At 66.4% G+C, this 20,687-nt stretch carries 18 protein-coding genes and 1 pseudogene; 6 read left to right on the forward strand and 13 right to left on the reverse strand.

Going from position 1 to position 20,687, the window contains the following annotated elements; genetic code table 11:
- Positions 1-106 precede the first annotated feature (106 nt).
- Positions 107-1,345, reverse strand: a complete 1,239-nt coding sequence (lysA, locus tag DK261_RS20020; RefSeq protein WP_103331891.1) for a diaminopimelate decarboxylase — start codon at positions 1,343-1,345, stop codon at positions 107-109.
- Between the two features lie 136 nt (positions 1,346-1,481).
- Between lysA and DK261_RS20025 the strand changes: the two genes are divergently transcribed.
- Complete coding sequence (locus DK261_RS20025; RefSeq protein ID WP_110176204.1) at positions 1,482-2,408, forward strand: LysR family transcriptional regulator; 927 nt, start codon at positions 1,482-1,484, stop codon at positions 2,406-2,408.
- 72 nt (positions 2,409-2,480) lie between these two features.
- Complete coding sequence (locus tag DK261_RS20030; RefSeq protein WP_038631451.1) at positions 2,481-3,686, forward strand: MFS transporter; 1,206 nt, start codon at positions 2,481-2,483, stop codon at positions 3,684-3,686.
- 20 nt (positions 3,687-3,706) lie between these two features.
- Here the strand turns inward: DK261_RS20030 and DK261_RS20035 are convergent, their stop codons facing one another.
- The 4 genes from DK261_RS20035 to DK261_RS20050 form a co-directional block, all read right to left on the reverse strand.
- Positions 3,707-4,297 carry a hypothetical protein gene (locus DK261_RS20035; RefSeq protein ID WP_110176205.1) on the reverse strand — a complete coding sequence of 197 codons (591 nt, stop codon included), beginning with the start codon at positions 4,295-4,297 and terminating at the stop codon, positions 3,707-3,709.
- 344 nt (positions 4,298-4,641) lie between these two features.
- Positions 4,642-5,820, reverse strand: a complete 1,179-nt coding sequence (locus DK261_RS20040) for an acetyl-CoA C-acetyltransferase (RefSeq protein ID WP_110176206.1) — start codon at positions 5,818-5,820, stop codon at positions 4,642-4,644.
- A gap of 14 nt (positions 5,821-5,834) precedes the next feature.
- Complete coding sequence (locus DK261_RS20045; RefSeq protein WP_007920581.1) at positions 5,835-6,494, reverse strand: CoA transferase subunit B; 660 nt, start codon at positions 6,492-6,494, stop codon at positions 5,835-5,837.
- Between the two features lie 32 nt (positions 6,495-6,526).
- Positions 6,527-7,225 carry a CoA transferase subunit A gene (locus DK261_RS20050; RefSeq protein WP_007920583.1) on the reverse strand — a complete coding sequence of 233 codons (699 nt, stop codon included), beginning with the start codon at positions 7,223-7,225 and terminating at the stop codon, positions 6,527-6,529.
- A gap of 225 nt (positions 7,226-7,450) precedes the next feature.
- Between DK261_RS20050 and DK261_RS20055 the strand changes: the two genes are divergently transcribed.
- The gene (locus tag DK261_RS20055; RefSeq protein ID WP_110176207.1) at positions 7,451-8,356 is read left to right on the forward strand and encodes a LysR family transcriptional regulator; all 906 of its coding nucleotides are present in this window, start codon (positions 7,451-7,453) and stop codon (positions 8,354-8,356) included.
- On the opposite strand, the gene DK261_RS20060 is transcribed toward DK261_RS20055, so the two are convergent.
- The 3 genes from DK261_RS20060 to DK261_RS20070 form a co-directional block, all read right to left on the reverse strand.
- A complete protein-coding gene (locus tag DK261_RS20060) occupies positions 8,353-9,192 on the reverse strand; it encodes an NAD-dependent protein deacetylase (protein ID WP_038631458.1) in 840 nt (279 codons plus the stop codon). The two genes, DK261_RS20055 and DK261_RS20060, sit on opposite strands and share 4 nt — an antisense overlap.
- Before the next feature lie 130 nt (positions 9,193-9,322).
- A complete protein-coding gene (locus tag DK261_RS20065) occupies positions 9,323-11,548 on the reverse strand; it encodes an LTA synthase family protein (RefSeq protein WP_110176208.1) in 2,226 nt (741 codons plus the stop codon).
- Between the two features lie 222 nt (positions 11,549-11,770).
- Positions 11,771-12,847: an AbrB family transcriptional regulator gene (locus tag DK261_RS20070; protein ID WP_110176209.1), complete on the reverse strand. Its 1,077-nt coding sequence runs from the start codon at positions 12,845-12,847 to the stop codon at positions 11,771-11,773.
- A 128-nt stretch (positions 12,848-12,975) separates the two neighbouring features.
- Here DK261_RS20070 and DK261_RS20075 point away from each other — a divergent pair, with 128 nt between their 5' ends.
- Positions 12,976-13,878: a LysR family transcriptional regulator gene (locus DK261_RS20075; protein WP_028682171.1), complete on the forward strand. Its 903-nt coding sequence runs from the start codon at positions 12,976-12,978 to the stop codon at positions 13,876-13,878.
- A gap of 111 nt (positions 13,879-13,989) precedes the next feature.
- Here the strand turns inward: DK261_RS20075 and DK261_RS20080 are convergent.
- The 5 genes and pseudogenes from DK261_RS20080 to DK261_RS20100 all read right to left on the reverse strand — a co-directional run bounded on the left by DK261_RS20080 (position 13,990) and on the right by DK261_RS20100 (position 18,417).
- A pseudogene (locus DK261_RS20080) lies at positions 13,990-14,319 on the reverse strand (type II toxin-antitoxin system RelE/ParE family toxin).
- The gene (locus tag DK261_RS20085) at positions 14,316-14,546 is read right to left on the reverse strand and encodes a type II toxin-antitoxin system ParD family antitoxin (RefSeq protein WP_009048274.1); all 231 of its coding nucleotides are present in this window, start codon (positions 14,544-14,546) and stop codon (positions 14,316-14,318) included. The pseudogene DK261_RS20080 and the gene DK261_RS20085 overlap by 4 nt, the downstream one beginning before the upstream one ends.
- A gap of 214 nt (positions 14,547-14,760) precedes the next feature.
- Positions 14,761-15,741, reverse strand: coding sequence for an FAD:protein FMN transferase (locus tag DK261_RS20090; protein WP_110176210.1), 981 nt, complete (start codon positions 15,739-15,741; stop codon positions 14,761-14,763).
- A complete protein-coding gene (locus tag DK261_RS20095; protein ID WP_110176211.1) occupies positions 15,725-17,920 on the reverse strand; it encodes a PepSY domain-containing protein in 2,196 nt (731 codons plus the stop codon). Before DK261_RS20095 ends, DK261_RS20090 begins: the two co-directional genes overlap by 17 nt.
- Positions 17,921-17,946: 26 nt before the next feature.
- Positions 17,947-18,417 carry a DUF2271 domain-containing protein gene (locus DK261_RS20100; protein WP_016703346.1) on the reverse strand — a complete coding sequence of 157 codons (471 nt, stop codon included), beginning with the start codon at positions 18,415-18,417 and terminating at the stop codon, positions 17,947-17,949.
- A 237-nt stretch (positions 18,418-18,654) separates the two neighbouring features.
- Here DK261_RS20100 and DK261_RS20105 point away from each other — a divergent pair, with 237 nt between their 5' ends.
- Together DK261_RS20105 and DK261_RS20110 are read left to right on the forward strand one after the other, a co-directional pair.
- A complete protein-coding gene (locus DK261_RS20105; RefSeq protein ID WP_016703347.1) occupies positions 18,655-19,314 on the forward strand; it encodes a response regulator transcription factor in 660 nt (219 codons plus the stop codon).
- Positions 19,311-20,636 carry an ATP-binding protein gene (locus DK261_RS20110; RefSeq protein WP_053268686.1) on the forward strand — a complete coding sequence of 442 codons (1,326 nt, stop codon included), beginning with the start codon at positions 19,311-19,313 and terminating at the stop codon, positions 20,634-20,636. Before DK261_RS20105 ends, DK261_RS20110 begins: the two co-directional genes overlap by 4 nt.
- The last annotated feature ends 51 nt before the right edge of the window (positions 20,637-20,687 follow it).

Raw genomic sequence — 20,687 nt, forward strand, 5'->3', positions numbered from 1 at the left:
AGGCATCGCGGGCAAGCCTCGCTCCTACAGAAGAAGACCGTGAGCTTCTGTAGGAGCGGAGCTTGCCCGCGATAGCGTCAGTGGTGTCGCCGCAAAAAAAGCGGACTTACAACCCCATTTCCAGTTCCAGCAGATCCGCCAGCGGCTGGCGGCGGCGGATCAGTTTTACCTGGCCGTCCTCGAACAGCACCTCCGGCAGCAGCGGCCGGCTGTTGTAGTTGGAGGACATGCTGGCGCCGTAGGCGCCGGTGTCGTGGATCACCAGCAGGTCGCCGACCCGGGCCTGGGGCAGCAACTGCGGGGTCAGGCTTTCGTCGTCCTGGGTGAAGATATCGCCGGACTCGCACAGCGGGCCGCCGACCACGGTGGGCCGCGGTTCGCGCTGGACCGACTGGCCGTTGGCGTCGATCAGGCTCATGGCGTGATAGGCGCCGTACATGGCCGGGCGCATCAGGTCGTTGAAGCCGGTGTCGGCCAGCACGAAGTGATGATTGCCGGCGTCTTTCACCACCCGCACTTCGCTGACCAGGCAGCCGGCCTCGGCCACCAGGAAACGCCCGGGTTCGATTTCCATGCGCACGCCGTGGCCAAGCCAGGCTTCGATTTCCTCGCGGGCCTGGCGCCAGGCGTTGGCATAGCGGCGCACGTCCACCGGCTCGTCGCCGGCGCGGTACGGAGTGGACAGGCCGCCGCCGATCGAGAAGGCCTCGATGTCGTGGTCCAGGGACTTGACCGTCGCCACCATGGCCGCGCCGACCTGCTCCAGATGCCCGTAGTCCACGCCGGAACCGATGTGCATGTGCAGGCCCACCAGTTTCAGGCCGTACTGGCGGATCACCGCCAGGGCTTGGTCGACCTGTTCGTGCCAGATGCCGTGCTTGCTGTTTTCGCCGCCGGTGTTGGTCTTGCGGCTGTGGCCGTGGCCGAAGCCCGGGTTGATCCGCAGCCACACGCGGTGGCCCGGGGATTTCTCGCCGAGCTGGCGCAGCATGTCGATGGAGCCGGCATTGACCTCGATGTTCAGCTCCACCACCCGTTGCAGGGTGGCGGTGTCGAACAGGTCGCAGGTGAAGACGATGCCGGCCGGGTCGCCTTCCGGGCTGAACCCGGCCAGCAGCGCTCGCTCGATTTCCCCCAGGGACACCGCATCCACCCGCACCCCGGCCTCGCGGATCAGGCGCAGCACCTGCAGGTTGGAGCAGGCTTTCTGCGCGTAACGCACCACGTCGAAGGCCTTCAGTTGCTGAATGCGCACCTTGATGGTCCGCGCGTCATAGCACCACAACGGGGTGCCGTACTGGCGGGCGGCGGCGGTCAGTTGCTCGGGAGAAAAGGGAATGGCCATGGCAATCGTCTGTGGCGAGGAAAGAGGTCTGCATGATGCCGAGGGTGGTGTATTCAATAAAATATCTATTCTTTGTATCTCGATTCAGTTTTGATATGGGTTGAATGAATCAACCTCTCAAACCAAGGAGCAAGCGGTGGACATTTCCCTGCGCCATATCGAGGTGTTCCGCGCCATCATGCAGGCCGGCAGCGTCACTGGCGCGGCGCGCCTGCTGTTCACCTCGCAACCCACGGTCAGCCGCGAACTGGCGCGGCTGGAGAGCCTGTCCGGGCTGAGCCTGTTCGACCGCGAGGGCGGCCGCCTGCTGCCGACCGCCCAGGCCATGCTGTTGCTGGAGGAGGTGGAACGGGCCTATGTCGGCCTGGAACGGATCAACAGCGTGGCGCAGTCGATCCGCCGCTTCGAGCACGGCCAGTTGAGCCTGACCTGCCTGCCGCTGTTCTCCCAGACCCTGCTGCCACGGGTGTGCAAGCACTTCCAGCAGCGCCACGCCGGCATCGGCCTGAGCATCACCGCCCAGGAGTCGCCCTTGCTCGAAGAGTCCCTCAGCGCCCAGCGCCACGACCTGGGCCTGACCGAAAGCGAGCGCCTGCCGCGGGGCACCCAGGGCGAACTGCTGTTCTGCGCCGACATGGTGTGCATCCTGCCGGAAGGGCATCCGTTGCTGGCCAAGCCGCTGCTGCACAGCGAAGACTTTCGCGGGGTGGATTTCATCAACCTGTCAGGCCTGGACATTTATCGTCAGACCCTCGACGAGCACTTTCGCCAGGCCGGCGTCGACCGCCGGGTGGTGATCGAAACCACCAACGCCGCCTCGGTTTGCGCCATGGTCCGCCAGCAACTGGGGGTGGCGATCATCAACCCGCTGAGCGCCATGGAGGAGGCGGGCAGGGGCCTGGCGATCCGGCCGCTGCAGCTGTCGGTGCCGTACCGGGTGATGCTGATCCGCCCGGATTACCGGCCGTCGTCGATTTTCGTCGAGGCCTTCTGCGCCTCCTTGAAACAGGAGGCGTCGGCCCTGGCCGCGGCCCTCGAGCGTCGATTGCAACGGGAGCCATGACGGGCATTGCCGCCGTTGTCGGCCTAGGCTTGGAGCAACCGGATTCTTGGTAAACCCTGGGGGATGTCTGTCATGGCGGGACCTGTAACGAGCGAATCCGGGAAGCATTTGAGCCGCGGCATTCCGCGCACGGTCTGGGCGCTGGGGTTCGTCAGCCTGTTCATGGACGTGTCGTCCGAGCTGGTGCACAGCCTGTTGCCGCTGTACATGGTCGGTACCCTGGGGATCAGCATGCTGGTGGTCGGCATCATCGAGGGCGTGGCGCAAGCCACGGCGCTGATCGTGAAGGTCTTTTCCGGGGCCCTCAGCGACTTTATCGGTCGACGCAAGGAACTGCTGTTGCTCGGTTACGGCCTGGCGGCGCTGACCAAGCCGCTGTTCCCCCTGGCGGCTTCGGCGGAACTGGTGTTCAGCGCGCGCCTGCTCGACCGTATCGGCAAGGGCATTCGCGGCGCGCCGCGGGATGCCCTGGTGGCGGACGTGGCCCCGGCGGAAATTCGCGGCGCCTGTTTTGGCCTGCGCCAGTCGCTGGACACCGTGGGGGCGTTCGTCGGGCCGATCCTGGCCATCGGCCTGATGCTGTGGCTGGCCAACGATATCGCCCAGGTCCTGTGGCTGGCGGTGATCCCTGCGGCGCTGGCGGTGGCGCTGCTGATCTTCGCCATCCGCGAACCCGAGCACGCCCCCGGTACCCGGCACTTCCACTCGCCATTGCGCCTGGCCTCGCTGCGGCGGTTTTCCCGGTATTACTGGTGGGTGGTGGCCATCGGCGCGGCCTTCACCCTGGCCCGCTTCAGCGAGGCGTTCCTGGTGCTGCGGGCCCAGCAACTGGGCTTCGCCGCCGCCTGGGTGCCGCTGGTGATGGTGGTCATGGCCGGGTTCTACATGGTCTCGGCCTATCCGGTCGGCAAATGGTCGGACCACATCAACCGCAGTGCCTTGCTCAGCGTCGGCCTGCTGTTGCTGATCCTCGCCGACCTGGTGCTGGCCTATGCCGAATCGGTGCCGATGGTGCTGCTCGGCGTCGCCCTGTGGGGCCTGCACATGGGCTTCAGCCAGGGCATCCTCGCCACCCTGGTGGCCGACACCACGCCCGCCGACCTCAAGGGCACCGCTTTCGGTGTGTTCAACCTGCTGAGCGGGATCGCCCTGTTGCTGGCCAGCGTGATCGCCGGCTGGCTGTGGCAGGCCCATGGCGCGGCGCTGACGTTTTACGCCGGCGCGGGGTTTGCCGCTTTGTCGTTGCTGTTGCTGATGGGCAAGCCGAAATCGCAGTGACAGCCTCTCGGGGCAAGGCGCTAGCTGCTCCCGCCGGGCTGGTCGGCCGACAGGCTCCAGACAATCGAGGTCAGGATGCCCAGGTCGAGCAGCAGGGCTTGTGAGCGCAGGGTTTTGCGCAAGGGGCTGTAGTCGGCCTTGGTCGCCTTGAAGCTGGACTTTTCCAGCACATGGATATGCTTGGTCAGCACAGTGACGGCCAGGTTGGCCAGCTGTTTCTCGGTGTCGGGCACCGCGATATCCAGCTCTTTCAAGCGGTCCTGGAAGGCGGCGATGGCTTCTTTTTCACTGTCATCCCGGGGCTGGTAGAGGATCTTGCGCTCGGGGGCGCTTGCAGTGACTTTCTTGAACAGCACGACCGACTCGCTGAAGTGTTGCAGGGCCGCTGCCTTGGCCTCGGTGGCGTGCAGGGTGTCCTTCAGTTCGAGGTACATCAGCATTTCGTGGAATTTCTGCAAGCCTCGGTGTAGCTCGGCACCGGCGTTGGCCGAGAGTTTCTCGAGTCCTTTCCTGTCCGCATCGAAGGAGGGGCCAGCCGTGGCCTGGAGGCTGGCCAGCCCCGCCAGCACTATGCAAAAGCCGGTGTAGAGCAGGCATCTGGTCAGGCGCATGTTCCGCTCCTCGTTATCGGGTCGATGAGGCAGGCGAAGGGCTGGGTGGCAACCGGGCGCTGCCCATGCGGGCTTGAGTGCTGTGATCCGGTTTCGACAGATAACGCACCGCGTACCGGCCTGGACTGTTTCAGCCGTGAGTCAGTCGGCAGGAAGGCGTGGAAAACGGGGCTCGCCAGCCGTATGAGTTGAATGTAGCTGACGGATGGGCGGCTGCCAGCGGCCTCTGTTCAGCGTCGGCCGGGGCGCAGAATGAACCCGGCGCACCATGAGGTGCGCCGGGTGTGTTGCCGGCCAGCCGCCGGATGTCGTGGGTCCGAGGGCCGGCCGTGGTGCGCGGTAAGTTAGCGTTCGATGGCCAGCGCCACGCCCTGGCCGCCACCGATGCACAGGGTCGCCAGGCCTTTCTTGGCATCGCGCTTGAGCATCTCGTGCAGCAGGGTCACCAGCACCCGGCAGCCCGAAGCGCCGATCGGGTGGCCGAGGGCGATGGCGCCGCCATTGACGTTGACCTTGCTCGCATCCCAACCCAGTTCCTTGCCCACCGACAGCGACTGCGCGGCGAAGGCTTCGTTGGCTTCGATCAGGTCCAGTTGCTCCAGGGACCAGCCGGCCTTGTCCAGGCAGCGACGGGTGGCCGACACCGGGCCGATGCCCATGATCGCCGGGTCGACCCCAGCGTTGGCGTAGGCGGCGATCTTCGCCAGCACCGGCAGGCCCAAGGCCTTGGCCTTGGCGGCGCTCATCAGGATCACCGCGGCGGCGCCGTCGTTCAGCGACGAAGCGTTGCCGGCGGTGACCGTGCCGTCTTTCTTGAAGGCTGGCTTGAGCTTGCCCAGGGATTCGGCGGTGGTGCCGGCGCGCGGCTGCTCGTCGGTGGCGAAGGCCACTGGGTCGCCCTTGCGCTGGGGAATCAGGATCGGGGTGATCTCATCGACAAAACGCCCGCCCTCGATGGCGGCCACGGCCTTCTGTTGCGAGGCGGCGGCAAAGGCGTCCTGGGCTTCGCGGCTGATACCGTATTTGTCCACCAGATTCTCGGCGGTGATGCCCATGTGGTAGTCGTTGAAGGCGTCCCACAGGCCGTCGCTGATCATGCTGTCGATCATCTGGCTGTGGCCCATGCGCAGGCCGGTGCGGGCGCCGGGCAGCACGTAGTTGGCCAGGCTCATGTTCTCCTGGCCGCCGGCGATGATCACCTCGGCGTCGCCGCAGCGAATTGCCTGGGCACCCAGGTGCAGGGCCTTGAGGCCGGAGCCGCAGACCTTGTTCAGGGTCAGCGCCGGCACGGCGTGGGGCAGGCCGGCCTTGATCGCGGCCTGGCGCGCGGGGTTCTGCCCGGCGCCGGCGGTGAGCACCTGGCCCATGATCACTTCATCGACCTGGGCGCCGTCCAGGCCGGTCTGGGCCAGCAGCTGGCGGATCACCGCGGCACCGAGATCGACCGCAGGGATATTGGCCAGCGAACCCTGGAAACTGCCGACCGCGGTGCGGGTGGCGGCAACGATTACGACGTCTTGCATGGTCTGGTTGCTCCTCAGGCGAACTGCATTTCAGGCACGTGGGCCGGCACGATCAGCTTGCCGGCGGTCTTGCTGACGATTTCCTCGACGCTCACGCCCGGGGCGCGCTCCTTGAGGATGAACGCGCCGTTCTCGATCTCCAGGTAAGCCAGGTCGGTCAGCACGCGCTTGATGCAGTTGGCGCCGGTCAGCGGCAGGCTGCAGCGCGACAGCAGTTTCGACTCGCCGTCTTTCGAGGCGTGGGTCATGGTGACGATGATGTTGTCCGCGCCGGCCACCAGGTCCATGGCGCCGCCCATGCCCTTGACCAGCTTGCCGGGGATCATCCACGAGGCGATGTTGCCCTGCACGTCGACCTCGAAGGCGCCGAGCACGGTGAGGTCGATATGGCCGCCACGGATCATCGCGAAGGATTCGGCGGAGGAGAAAATCGACGCGCCGATGCGCGCGGTGACGGTCTGCTTGCCGGCGTTGATCATGTCGGCGTCGACTTCGTCGTCGGTGGGGAAGGCGCCCATGCCGAGCAGGCCGTTTTCCGATTGCAGCATCACTTCCATGCCGTCGGGGATGTAGTTGGCCACCAGGGTCGGGATGCCGATGCCGAGGTTCACGTAGAAGCCGTCCTGCAGTTCGCGGGCGACGCGTTGAGCCATTTGTTCGCGGGTAAGAGCCATTTTTTATTCTCCGTCAGTCGTTGGGCGGGCGATTACTTGCGCACGGTGCGCTGTTCGATGCGTTTTTCGAACGTGCCGCAAATGATCCGGTCGACGTAGATGCCGGGGGTGTGGATCTGCGTCGGGTCCAGTTCGCCCGGCTCGACGATCTCTTCGACCTCGACCACGGTGATCTTGCCGGCGGTGGCCGCCAGCGGGTTGAAGTTCTGGGCGGTGTGGCGGTAGACCACGTTGCCGAAGTGGTCGGCTTTCCAGCCTTTGACGATGGCGAAGTCGCCAGTGATGGACTCTTCCATCAGGTAGGCACGGCCGTTGAATTCACGGGTTTCCTTGCCGTCGGCGACCGGGGTGCCGACGCCGGTGGCGGTGAAGAAGGCCGGGATGCCGGCGCCGCCAGCGCGCATTTTTTCGGCCAGGGTGCCTTGGGGGGTCAGCACCACTTCGATTTCGCCGCTCAGCAGTTGCTTCTCGAACAGGGCGTTTTCACCGACGTAGGAGGCCACCACCTTGCTGATCTGCCGGTCTTCCAGCAGCACGCCGAGGCCGAAACCGTCGACGCCGCAGTTGTTGGAGACCACAGTCAGGTCGCGGGTGCCGCGACGCTTGATCTCGGCGATCAGGTTTTCCGGAATGCCGCACAGGCCGAAGCCGCCGGAGATCACGGTCATGCCGTCCTTGAGACCTTCGAGGGCTTCCTCGTAGGACGCCACGCGCTTGTCGAAACCTGCCATCTGCACATCCTCTTGTTATTGGTATTTGCGTTGCCAGCCGGCTGGCCGGCCGTATGAAGAGAGTGAGCCGCAGTGTTGCGCCGAGGCATTCATTTGTTAAGTTTATTTTTAAGGTTGATTGATTTATAAAACAGGATAATTAGCCGCAAGCCGCAAGCCGCAAGCCGCAAGCCGCAAGCCGCAAGCCGCATCTAGCTTGCAGCTGCCTCTCTCTTGGAGCTCCGAATGACCGTGAAACAGATCCGCGCCTTCCTGGCCGTGGCCCAGAGCCTGAGTTTTGCCGTGGCCTGCGAGCGCCTGCACCTGTCGCAGTCGGCCCTGAGCCTGACCATCAAGGCCCTGGAGGACGGCCTGGGCGGGCGGCTGTTCAGCCGCAACACGCGCAAGGTCGCCCTGACCCCGGAAGGCGAGGCCCTGGTGCCCCTGGCGCGGCGCCTGATCGCCGACTGGGACAACGCCGAGGACGAACTGCGCCAGCGCTTCACCCTGCAACGCGGGCGGGTGACCCTGGCGGCCATGCCGTCCTTTGCCGGCAACCTGCTGCCGCCGATCCTCAAGACCTTTCGCGCGCGTTACCCGCAGGTCAACGTCACGGTCAACGACGTGATCAACGAGCAGGTGCTGGAAATGGTCCGCGATCGCCAGGTGGAGCTGGGGGTGGCTTTCGAGCCGCAGCAAAGCGCGTCGCTGCAATTCACCCCGCTGTACATCGACCGTTTCGTCGCCGTGGTGCCCAGCGATTCACCCCTGGCCGATCTGAAGGACATCGACTGGCAGTCGTTGCTGGAACAGCCCTTTATCACCCTGCAACGGCCGTCCACGGTGCGGGTGATGCTCGAAGAACATTTGCTGGCGCGGCAGATGAAGTTGCCGGTGGAATTCGAAAGCCATCAGTTGGCGACGGTGGGGCGCATGGTCGCCAGCGGCCTTGGTGTCAGCGCGGTGCCGGCCCTGTGCGCCGGGCAGATGCGGGAGCTGGGCGCGCGTTGCATCACCCTGCGCGACCCGGTGGTGGAACGCGCCATCGGCGTGCTGACCAAGCCCGGGCATGAGCTGTCCAGTGCCGCCCAGGCGCTGTTCGACATTCTGCGCGGGGCCGGTCTGGCCGAGCGCCTGGCGGTGGTTTCCTAGGAGCTCAGGCGTTCGGCCAGCAGCGGCAATAGCTGTTCGCAGGAGGCGGCGATCTTCAGGTCCAGCAGCTCGTCGGCGCGGGTCTTGCCGAAGTTGATGGCGATCAGCGGCTTGCCCTGGTCAGCCATGACCTTGCACAGGCGAAAGGCCGAATAGGCCATCAGGGACGAGCCCACCACCAGCAGGCCGGCGGCCTGCTCGACGCTGTGCAGGGCCTTGGCCGCGGTGGCCTGGGCCACGTTTTCGCCGAAGAACACCACATCCGGTTTCAGCCGTTCGCCATCGCAATGAGGGCAGCGGGGCACCTGGAAACGCTCTTCGAATACCGGGTCGAGCAAGGTGTCGCCGTCGGGTGCCTGCACCGCGTCGACGCCAGCCAGGTAGGGGTTGTGCAGTTCCAGCAACTGCTGGATCGCCTGCCGATCGCTGCGTTGCGTGCAGTCCAGGCAGACCACCCGGTGCAGGTTGCCGTGCAGTTCGATCACGTCGCGGCTGCCGGCCTGGTCGTGCAGGGTGTCGACGTTCTGGGTGATGACCCCGGCGATTTTCTGTCGCGCCTGCAAATGCGCCAAGGCTTCGTGGGCTGCGTTCGGCCGCGCCTGGCGGATCCGCGGCCAGCCGAGCATGGCCCGCGCCCAGTAGCGGCGCCGGGCCTTGGGTTCGGCCAGGAACTCCTGGTACATCATCGGCTGGTTGCCGCGACGCACACCGTCGTTGTCGCGGTAGTCGGGAATCCCCGAAGGGGTGCTGATGCCGGCGCCGGTGAGGACCATGAAGGGGCGCTCGGCCATCAGTCGCTGCAACTGCTCCAGAGGGGTGTCCAGGGTGTCGGTCATGTGCGTCCTCATGCTCTGGTGGTGGCGCTGCGGTCCGCAGCGAGGCCATACCTTGTGCCTGACGAGGAGTTTAGACAAGGGCGCGGAAGCTGGATGGCTGTGCTGCCGTCCAGCTTCCCGGGGCGGGGATTCAGGAAGACTGCGCGCTGTCGTCCTGGGGTTCTTCGCTGGTTTCTTCTTGCCCCGGCAGTTCGGTGATCACGCTGAAGTCACTGACTTCCACCGCGCCCAGGCCGTAGCCCAGCAGGTGGAAGGAGAAGGCCTTGCGCGATTCCGGGTTGGCGAAGCTGAAGTCCATTTCCAGCGGCTGGTCGGGGGTGACCAGCATCTCTTCCGGCAGGCCCAGGGGCACGTCCTGCTCGCGCTCCTTGCCCTTGAGCAGGATGTAGGCGTTCTGCTGCGGGTCGGCCGAGCGCACGGTGAAGCGCACGCGGGTCAGCGAGCCCTTGGGCATTTCCAGGTACTGCGCGCCGATCAGGTTGTCGGCCCAGTCGTCCTTGATCTGCGCTTGCAGCGGGATGATCGCCGGGCTGCCGAACTGGTAGTGCAGGTTCAGCGGCGATTGCAGCAGGGTACGGTCCAGGCCCTCGGCCCGGGCGCTGATCTGGCGCGCGCGCAGGCCGCCGTACTGGCCCTTGAAGGTGGCGCTGTCGGCGATGAAACCGGTGCTGGCGTAGTAGCGGCAGCGCTGCTGGAAATCGCATTCGGTCAGGGTGCCCTGGCCATCGTGATAACGCAGCTTGCCGTTGGTGTAGGACATGATTTCCCGGCCCAGGGCGTAGTCGCGAAACAGCGAGCGGCCGCTGAGGCTGTCCGGCACCTGGAAGCCGAAGTAGTCGAGCACCGAGGCGCTCAGGTCGACATGGCCGTAGGTCCCGGACTTGAGTCTGGGCAGTTGCGCCTGTTCCGGGGCGAGCATCAGGTTGAAGCCCCAGGACGAGGCCAGGCGCACGCCATCGATGCCGTGGGACTCATCCGAAGTGATCACCACCAGGGTGTCCTTCAGCACGCCCTGGCGCTCCAGCTGGTCCATGAACTCGCCGATGGCGTCGTCCAGGTAGGCCACCGCGGCCTGCTTGGGTGTGTCGAAGCGGTTGAGGTATTCCTCGGGCGCGGAGTAGGGCTGGTGGGTGCCGACGGTCAGCAGGGTGAGCATCCACGGCTGCTTCTGTTTTTTCAGCTGGCCGACATACTCCAGCGCGCCTTCGAAGAAGGCCTTGTCGTCCTTGCCCCAGGGGAAGTCCAGGTAGTTGGCGTTGCTGAACCACTCCAGGCCGTGGGTCGAGTCGAAGCCGATGTGCGGCATGATCTTGTCTTTGGCCATGAAGCGCAGGCCGGCGCCTTGCAGGTAATGGGTATTGAAACCCTGCTTGCGCAGCTGGGCCGGCAGGCAGGCCTGGTTGCGCTGGCTTTGGGTCAGCAGCTCGATGCCCTTGGGCGTACCGTTGTCGAGCTTGTCGTAGTCGCCGCAGAGCATGGCGTACAGGCCGCGGATGGTCTGGTGGCTGTGCAGCACATAGTCCGGGGTGTTCATGCCGCGTTCGGCCCAGGCGCCGAGCTTGGGCATCAGGTTGTCCTGGTAGCGGCTGTGCAGGGCCTCGCGGTTGGTCTTGATATAGGCGCCGGGAATGCCTTCCAGGGCGATCACCAGCACGTTGCGCGCCTGGCCCGGGGCGGCCAGCAATGGCTCGCCGTCGAGGTCGAGCTGGGTCAGGCCGGCCATCTGCACCGGCAGCTCGGGCACATCGCCTTCCAGCCATTGTTCCAGCTGCACCTGGCCCTGGCCGGCGGCGGCCGCGAGCAACTGGTGCGGCAGGTTGAACAGGCGCCATTGATCGGCTTCGCTGGGGTTCAGGTATTGCACGCCGCCATGGGCCAGCCACAGCAGCGCCGGGGCGGTCCAGGCATGGCGCGGCAGACGCGGGGCGCGGGTGCCGCGGGCCGCCCATTGCACGGCCAGCCACAGCACCAGGCCGGACAGCAGCGCCGCGGCCAGCCAGGGATGAGCCAGGCCACCGCCGGTGGAGTTGCCGACGAACTGCGGGTCGAACAGGTAATGCAGGTCAGAGGCATTGGGCAGGCGGCCCACGGCGCTGACCAGCTCGGCGCTGGCGATGCTCAGCAGGGCCCACACCAACAGCACCGGCAAGGCCAGCCACCAGGGCCGGCGGTACAGCAGCAGGGTCAACAGACCCGCGGTGCCCAGGTCCGAGAGATAACCCAAAGGGTCGGACCAGCCGAGCAGCGCACGCGCCACCAGGGGCACGAGCAGCGCCAGGCTCAGCAGTGCGCCGAGGGGGGCCAGGGGATGATGGAAAACACGCCGGATGAAATTCACGAAAAACCTGCCAGTCATTAAATCGTCATGCAAATGTGCGCCATGGTAACAACAGCCGGCGGCAAGACGTTTCTTATTCGACAGGGAAATAAGCTCCCGGGCCGCTGGCGAAACGGCCCTGGGCACTGCTGGGCGGCGCCTTGACGCCCGTATTCAGGCGCCTGGCGACGGAGCCAGGGAAGGAGGGATGGCGCTCGGATTTACTATTTCAGAGTGTTTAAAGACGCGCGGCTCCCGGGTTCAGCGCGACCACCTGATGATCAGCCGGGCGAAAAAAGCGCCGCTGACGATCACCGCGAACAGCCGCAGGGTCTGCATGGCCAGCACCAGGCCGACGTCGGCGTGGGTGTCCACCGCGATGATCGTCATGGCGTCCAGGCCGCCGGGGCTGGTGGCGAGGTAGACCGAGAGGAAGTCCTTGTCCAGCCAGTGCGCCAGCAGCCAGGCCGACAGCGCGCAGAGGGCGATCAGCAGCACCGCGCCAAAGATCATCGCCGGCAGGCGGGTCCAGACGTAGCGCAGGGTCGGCCGGTCGAAGCGCAGGCCGATGTAGCAGCCGATGGCGCCGTAGGCCAGGGCCAGCAGCCAGCCGGGCAGGGTGATGTGCAGCAGCCCGGAGATCTGCAGCGCGCCGCCGATCAGCAGCGGCACCAGCAGGGCGCCGGCCGGCACCCGTGAACCGAGCAGCACGCCGAGCACTATGGTGGCCAGGGTCAGGCCGAGGTTGAGCAGGGTGAAGGTCTGCAGCACCACCTCGGTGCTGTGGGCCTGGCTGCCGCCGGCCGGGACACCGATCCAGTGGCTGGCCAGGGCGCCGATCATCACCACGCACACCACTCGCACGTACTGCATGGTGGCCACCACCCGCGAGTCGGCGCCGAAATCGTCGGCCATCGCCACCATGGCCGAGGCTGCCCCCGGCGCGGTGCCCCAGGCCGCGGTGCTGGGTGCCAGGCCGCCGAGGCGTACCAGCGCCAGGCCGACCAGGGCGCTGAGGCAGACGGTGAGCAGGGTGGCGAACAGCATCACCGGCCAGGACTGGGCCATCGAGGCCAGCACGGCCATGGTCATGGAGTGGGCGGCCAGGACCCCGACCGAACCCTGGCCGAGGCGGAAGGCCTGGCGCGGCACGCGGATGCTGGCGCCGCTGACGCCGAAACCGATGGCCACCAGCATCGGCCCGAGGAACTGTCCGGCGGGAACTTCGAAGTGTTTCAGCAACTGCCCGGCGCTGCCGGCGAGGATCAGCAGCGCCAGCCATTGCAGGGCAAGGGGCCAGGCGGACAGGGACAAAGGCGAGGGACGAGGCAAGGGCATTCTCCAGCGCGCTGGCCGTTCCTGTTGCGGGACCGTTGCTACCAGCGCTTCGGAGCAAATTATTGATAGCGCAATTGATCAAGTCCAGTTTCTAATTGTGATCAACCAATAACTCTGGTTTATCGATCATGGACCTGCGCGACCTGACCTATTTCGAAACCATCGCCGAGCTCGGCCACCTCGGGCGCGCGGCGCAGAAGCTCAACCGCAGCCAGCCGGCGCTGACCAAAAGCATCCAGCGCCTGGAGGAATCCTTCGGCACCAAGCTGTTCGAGCGCGACGGGCGGCGGATCAAGCTGACGGCGGTGGGCCTGTTGCTGCAACAGCGCGCCCGGCAGTTGCAGCAGAACATCGCCGAGACCCATCGCGAGGTGCGCGATTTTGCCAGCGGCGTGCTCGGCAATATCCGCCTGGGCTGCGCCGCCAGCATGGCCGAGCACCTGCTGCCGCAGATGACCGCGACCCTGCTGGAGCGCGCTCCGGACATCACCCTGAACCTGGTGATCGGCCAGGACGACGTGCTCCGCGAGTCCCTGCGCTCGGGGCGCCTGGACATGGTGATCTGCCCGCTGTTCGAGGGTGACCCAAACCTGAGCCACCACACCCTGTTCGAAGACCAGGCCGTGGTGGTGGCCAGCCGCGACCACCCGGTGTTCGACACGCCGATGCGCCTGCGCGACCTGTGCGACTACCGTTGGGTGCTGCCGGGCACCGGGGTCTCGGCCCGGCGCTGGATCGACAACGTGTTCCAGAGTCACAAGCTGCCGTTGCCCTCGGTGCAGATCGAGACCAACACCATCTCCCTGCTGCCGCGGCTGATCGCCAAGACCGGGCTGCTGAGCTTCCTGGCCCGGGAAACCCTGGACGACTTCAAGGGCATCGCCCACCTGCGGGAAGTGCCGCTGGCGCAAACCCGCATGCATCGCAGCATCGTGGTGCTGGTGCGGACCGAAGGCTACCTGTCGCCGGCGGCCCAGTTGCTGCTGGATCTGCTCAAGCAGGATGGGCGGCAGTTCTTCACTGCGGGTTAAACACCGACTGGTAACGGGCTACGCATTGCGTGCTTCTGTAGGAGCAGCCGGTCGACGCTCGATTGCTCGCGATAGCCGGCAAAGCCGGCGTAATTGAATGCTGCTGGTCGATCAATGTGCGGGGCTTTCCGTCAGCGAGGCGGGAATGTCCCGCATGGCGTGCAAGACGCGCCACACGTCAATGTGGTCGTCGTGCCGCGCGTAGAACACCAGAAAGGGATAGCGACTCAATGGTCAGTAAAGAAGCCCTGGCAAATCGAGCTCATGGGGGTAGCGGGAAAGGCCTGAGGCCGGATGCCGGGCGATATGCGCATAGGCAGCTTGCAGGTCGTCGATGAAGCCCAAGGCTGCCTGCTCGGCCTGTTGAGCCAGGTAGTAGTCGACAGCGTCTTCTACATCCTGATTGGCCAGGGCCCTTGGAATGACCCGCTGTGCCTTCATTCCTTGCGGACTCTGGCGCGAAGAGCGTCGAAGTAACGATCGTCCACGGGAGTGCCAGGCGCCGATTCAGCACCCGCCAGCAGCAGGCCGCGCAGGTGCTGTCGATCCTGATCCTTGCGGATCAGCTCCCGCACGTACTCGCTGCTGGTGCTGTAGCCCCGCTGGCTGACCTGATCGTCGACGAAGGCCTTGAGGGCTTCTGGCAGGGAAATGTTCATGGTGCTCATGGTTTTGTCCACGTTTGACAAAATTTGCCAAAGTATACGCCTCCAGCCTCACCTTGCCAGCGAGGAACATCAGGGACATGCCGCCGATCCATGGCGCCACGCTGTGCTCCCACCGCAAGGGCCAACCACCAAGCTCGCGGCCAACCGATGCGGTCGTTAGCGTGCCGTTCGCAGTGCCGGTACATGAGTTTCATCGGGGCAACAGACACCGGCTTCAGCGGGTCTCGATCTGCGCCTGCAACTGTCCGCCCACGATAGACACCTCGCGCAACTGCGCGCCGTCGCGGATCACGAACAAGGCATCCATGCCGCGCTCCTGGGCCAACCGCGGTCCCTCGACTTCGCCGAGCACCAACAGCGCGGTGGCCCAGGCATCGGCCAGCATGCAGTTGGCGGCCACCACGCTGACCGAGGCCAGGCGGTTGTCCAGGGGCGCGCCGGTGGCCGGGTCGAGGGTATGGGCATAGGACTGCCCGGCGATCTCCACCCACCGCCGGTAGTCGCCGGAGGTGGCAATGGCCGCATTACCCAGCTCCATCACCCCCATGACTTGGCGGACCCCACGCAGGGGTTTCTCCAGGGCCACGGTCCAGGGTTGCCCGGCGGGCTTGCTGCCCCTGGCGCGCATTTCGCCGTCGATCCCCACCAGATAGTCACGGATGCCCGAGGCTTCCAGGGCGCGGGCCAGTTCATCGACGCCAAAACCCTTGGCAATGCCATTGAGGTCCAGGCGCAGCTTCGCCCGCTTGCGCAAGCGGTGGCGCCGGGGTTGCAGCTCCAGGGCATAGCTGGCGGGGGCGAGGCGCTGCCGGCCCAACTCGGCCAGCGCCGGCTGATCCAGTGTCCGGGCCGTGGGGCCGAAGCCCCAGCCCTGGACCAGTTCACCCACGGCGATCTCGAAGGCCCCGGCGGATTGCTCGCTGACCTGCAGCGCCGTGGTGATGACGTTCATCAGTTCCCTGGGCACGCTGACCCAGTGGTGCCTGGGCGCCGAGTTGAGTCGGTTGAGATCGGACGTGGGGTTCCAGCTCGACATCTGTTGCTCAACCCGTTCCACCGCCTGGGCCAGGCGGTCCGCGATGTCTCGGGTAGCGAATCCCGGGGCGGCATAGAACAGCGCGGTGTAGCGGCTGCCCATGGTCGGGCCGTTGAGGCTGTAGCGTTGCAGTCCGGTGGTTTCAGTAGATGTCTTCACGGTAACGTCCTTGGGCCTTGAGGGTCAGTACGCTGAGGTTGAGCGGCGCCAGCACTTCGTCCAGGGCCTGGATCACCCCCTTGGCCATGTCCCGGCTGCCGCAGACCAGCACCTGGGCGCCTTTTTCCACCAGCCAGCGTAGCGCCAGGGCATCGGCGAGCAGCCGGTCCTGCACGTAGCCGCGCGCCGGGACCCGGGAGAAGGCCGCGTGCAGGGCGGTCAGGCGTCGGTCGGCCAGATAGCCCTTGAGTTCCGGCTCGTAGAGGAAGTCCGAGGCCGGGTGGCGCCCGCCCCAGTACAGGTGCATCGGTTGCCGGGCCCGGTTGCCGCGGATAAAGCCCGCCAGGGGGCCGATTCCGGTGCCGGCGCCGATCAGGATCACCGGTTGCGAGCCCTGGACAGGGCGAAATTGCGGGTTGGGCTGGATGAAGCCCTGGATCCGCGCTCCCGCTTGCAGGTCATGGAGAAAGCCTGAGCACAGGCCTCCAGGGTGCTTGCGCACGCAGATCTCCAGGACCCCGTCGGCGCTGCTGCTGGCCAGGGAGTAGAAACGCGGCTGCGCAGTGCCGGGGGGCAGGATGCCCACCAGGTCGCCGGCCTGGAACTCGGGCAAGCCTTGGCCGCTGCCGTCGGCTGGGGCCTTGAAACGCAGGATCCGGGTCGGTGCCTGGACCTGGGCGCCATAGGCCACGGACTCGACCAGCTCCAGGTCATGGCTGGGCGGGGTTTGGCTGTGGTGCTGCAAGTCCAGCTCCAGCCCCAGGGCCGCTCCCAGCGCCTGGCCCCAGCGCTGGAACTCCTGGGCGCACTGGCGATGGATGCAGTCCAGGGGCAGCAGGGGGCGCGCACCGCTGGCGGCCAGGGCGTTCTGCACTTGCTCGGCGAAGCCGCAGAAGCGTGGGAACTGGCGGTCGCCAAAACCCAGCACGGCAAATGGAAGCCCCGGCCCCGGCGGGTTTTGCCCCAGGCGCGCGAGAAAAGCCGTGGCCGAGGCCGGGGCATCGCCATCGCCGTGGGTGGCCGTGAGGATCAGCAGGTGGCGCGCCTTGGGGTAATCGCTTTGCAACTGGTTCATCGGCGCGCTGTGGACCTTGATCCCGGCCATCACCAGGGCCTGGTGCAAGGTGTGGGCAAAGCCCCAGGTACTGTTGTTCTCGCTGCCCACCAGGATCACGCAGTCGGCGTTGGCGGCCGTGCTGTTGTCGTGGATCGGCGTGGCGCCTTGGCGCCGGCGCCACCACAGCCACAGGCCGGTGACGCTCATCAGCGGCACGCCCAGGGCGCAGGTCCCCAGCAGCAGGCCCAGCCACCACAGGCCTTCGCCAGTGTGCAGCCGGTAGATGAGCTCATAGGCCTGATGCGCGCCGGCGTAGGGCTGGAAGGACAGCAGGGCGCCGCTGGCCTGGTCGACATAGCCCTCGCCGGCGGTGGTGCGCAGGCTGTACAGGTCCTGGGGGTTGCCAGGGCTGGGGTAGACCAGCTCGCGCAGGTCATTCAGGTCCAGGGCCTGCAACGCCGGCAGGCTGGCCACCGGCAAGGCCGGGCCGGCGCTGACTGGGGGGGGGACGGCCGGTTCGGCCTGGCTGCCGTCGGCAATCAAGCCGAAGGTGCCGGCCGACAGGTACAACCCGCTCAGGGCCGACAGCAGCAGGCCCAGGGTGGTCAGGCGTCCGAGCTCGGCGTGCCAGCGCTGGCTGAAGCTGCCCCGCAAGGGCCGCAGCAGGTTGCCCCAGCCGCCGACGCGGCGGGCCAGCAACACGGCACCGGAGCACGCCAGCAAAAGCATCGCCAGGGCGCCCAGTGCCGATACGGCGTGGCCCGTCGTGTCGAGAAACAGCGAGCGGTGCAGCTCCTTGACCCAGCGGGCAAACACTGAGGGTGCGTAGGGCGCGAGCACTGCGCCGGTCAGTGGGTCGACCGTGCTGGCCAGCGCCTGGCCGTCCTGGCTGTGGTAGACGATCACCGAGCCCGAGGGCGTGCGCCGGATCTGCTCGATCCCGCTCAGATGGCCGGCAACGCGTCCGGCCAGTTGCCCGACCGAGACTTGCGCCACGGCCGGTTGGGGTGTGTGCAGGCGTTCCAGCGCCGGGTTCAGTGCCAGGGTCGTGCCGCTGATGGCCAGCAGCATCACCAGCAGGGCGGCGATCAGCCCGGGAATCGAATGCAACGAGCGCAACATGGTTGTGCCTCCTGACGGCGTGGGCATTACAGGTCGTAGCGCAGGGATTGCACGTAGGTGCTGCCGCTGGCCGGCTGGCCTGCGCCCTGGAGTGTCAGGGGCAGGACCACGTCGGCGCGGACATCGCGCTGGTCCTCCACGGCGCTGTCGATGCGGATCTGATACCCGGCGTCGATCAGGCTGTCCGCCAGCTCGGCGCTGACGGTCAGGGTCTCGCCGCTGCCGACGCTGGCACCGCTGATGCCGTCGTACTGGGCGGCGGCCATGCGGCTGCCCCGGGCCCAGTCCGGCAGGTGCTTGTAGTACTTGGCCTTCTTGCCGGCGACCCACAGGGTCTGCTGGTAGGTGCCATTGGCGTCGGTGAGGTAGATCGCCAGGTAAGCGTCATTGCCGCCGTAGTCCTTCAGACGGGTGGTCAGGGTCACTTCACGGGCCTGGGCCAGCCCAGGCAAGGCCAGAACCGCGGCGAGGCAACTGGCGACGACAAGCTTGTTCATGAGGGTGTCCTTTTCAAGTGATGTGGCTGCAGCCTGAGCCGCTTAGCTGACAGCAACCTGAAGGACGTTGAAAAAACTTCGAGGCCGGGCGAATGGGCTTTTCATGATCTGGCTCCGGCTGTCGCGGGGCGTGTGTGGCTACCCTGATGAGGGGTTTTTGATGGCCAGCTGAATCTTCAGGTTGGCGTCAGGTTCGGCGGTTAAGGTGCGTCACCACACAGATCAGGGGAGGGCGTCATGCGGGTGTTATTGATCGAGGACGCGGCGGTACTCGGGGAAGCGGTGCGCGAGCAGATTGCCGACGATGGCCACGCCGTGGATTGGGTGCAGCGCCTCGAGCAGGCCCGGGCCAGTGTCGCCAGCACAGCCTACGACCTGATCCTGCTGGACCTGATGCTGCCCGACGGGCGCGGCCTGGAATTCCTGCGCCAGCGCCGCGGTGCCGGGGACGTGACGCCGGTGATCATCCTCACCGCCCAGGACCAGATTTCCGAGCGCATCGCCGGGCTCAACGCTGGCGCCGACGATTACCTGGTCAAGCCCTTCGACTTGTTTGAGCTGTCGGCGCGGGTCGCGGCGGTGGCCCGGCGCTACAGCGGCAACCCCAACCCGCAGATCCGCCTCGGCGAGCTGCAGGTGAACATCAGCGCCCGCACCGTGCAGCGCGGCGGCGCCATCATCGATCTCACCGCCCGTGAGTGGGCGGTGTTCGAGGCCTTTGTCCAGCGCCCCAGCGCCTTGCTCTCCAAGTCCCAGCTGGAGGAGCGGCTGTATGCCTTCGGCGCGGAAATCGAGAGCAACACCATCGAGGTCTACGTCAGCCGCCTGCGCAAGAAACTCGGGCGCGAACTGATCGAAACCGTGCGCGGCATGGGCTACCGGCTGATGCCCGCATGAAGCGTCCGACCAGCCTGCAAAAGCGCCTGAGCCTGGGGCTGACCCTGGGCATGACCCTGCTCTGGCTGGGGGCCACCGCCGGCACCTGGCTGGCGGTCCAGCATGAGTTGGAAGAAACCTTCGACAGCGCCCTGGAAGCCACGGCCCAGCGCATCCTGCCCCTGGCCGCGCTGGAAATCGGCAACCGTTCCGGGCCGCGCCGGGCCCGGCATGTGGCGACCCTGAAGATGGACAGCGAATACCTGACCTACGTGGTGCGCGACGCCGAGGGGCAGATTCTGATGCGCTCCCACGACGCCAAGCTGAAGATCTTCAGCCACCGGCCCAGCCCGGGCTTTACCACCCGGGGCAAATACCGCCTGTACAGCGCCAGCGCCGAGAACGACTCGATCGTCATCGAGATCGCCGAGCCCCTGGCCCAGCGCCGCGAAGCTTCCCGGGAGGCGCTGTTCGCCTTGCTGGTGCCCTTGCTCGGGTTGATTCCCATCAGCCTGCTGGGCACCTGGCTGTTCGTGCGCATCAGCCTGCGCAGCGTCTTGGCCTACCGGCGAGCGGTGGAGGCCCGGGGGGTGGGCGACCTGTCACCGATCAAGGTGGCGCGCCTGCCGGCGGAAATCGATCCCCTGGCCGAAGCGGTCAATCATTTGCTGGAGCGCCTGCGCAAAGCCCTGGAAACCGAACGCAGCTTTACCGCCAACAGCGCCCATGAATTGCGCACGCCCCTGGCGGCGACCCTGGCGCAGATCCAGCGCCTGCGCCATGAAGCCCCGGAGGGGCCGTTGCAGCTACGGGCGGCGAAGATCGAGAACGCCCTGCGGGAGCTGGCCCGGCTCTCGGAAAAACTTATGCAATTGGCCAAGGCCGAGGGCGGCGGGCTGTTGTCCGAAACCCCCGAGGACTTGATTCCGCTGCTGGCCCATGGCGTGGAGGAGTGGAATCGCGGCGCCGCGCCGCGCATCCGGCTGCAGTTGCCGCAGACGCCCCGGGTGTGTGCTGCCATCGACCCGGACGCCTTTGGCATCCTGCTGCGCAACTTGATCGAAAACGCCCTGAAGTACGGCGATCCGTTGCAGCCGGTAGACGTCAGCCTTGGCGCCGATGGTTGCCTGCGGGTGGTCAATGGCGGACCGGTGGTGCCGCCGCCAGTGCTGCAACGCCTGACCGAGCGTTTTGTCCGCGGCAACAGCGAGGCCAGCGGCTCCGGCCTGGGGCTGGCGATTGCCCAGAGCATCGTTCACGGCGTGGGCGGCGAACTGCACCTGGCATCACCGGCCAGTGGCCGTTGCGATGGGTTCGAAGTGCGCGTGCAATTTCCCGTGTAGGGCCGGCGTGCGAAGGCGCCGCCGGCTCCAGGGGGTTGGGTCGTGGGGGCG

This window comes from Pseudomonas sp. RW409 (genome assembly GCF_003184125.1).
Lineage (GTDB): Bacteria > Pseudomonadota > Gammaproteobacteria > Pseudomonadales > Pseudomonadaceae > Aquipseudomonas > Aquipseudomonas chlororaphis_I.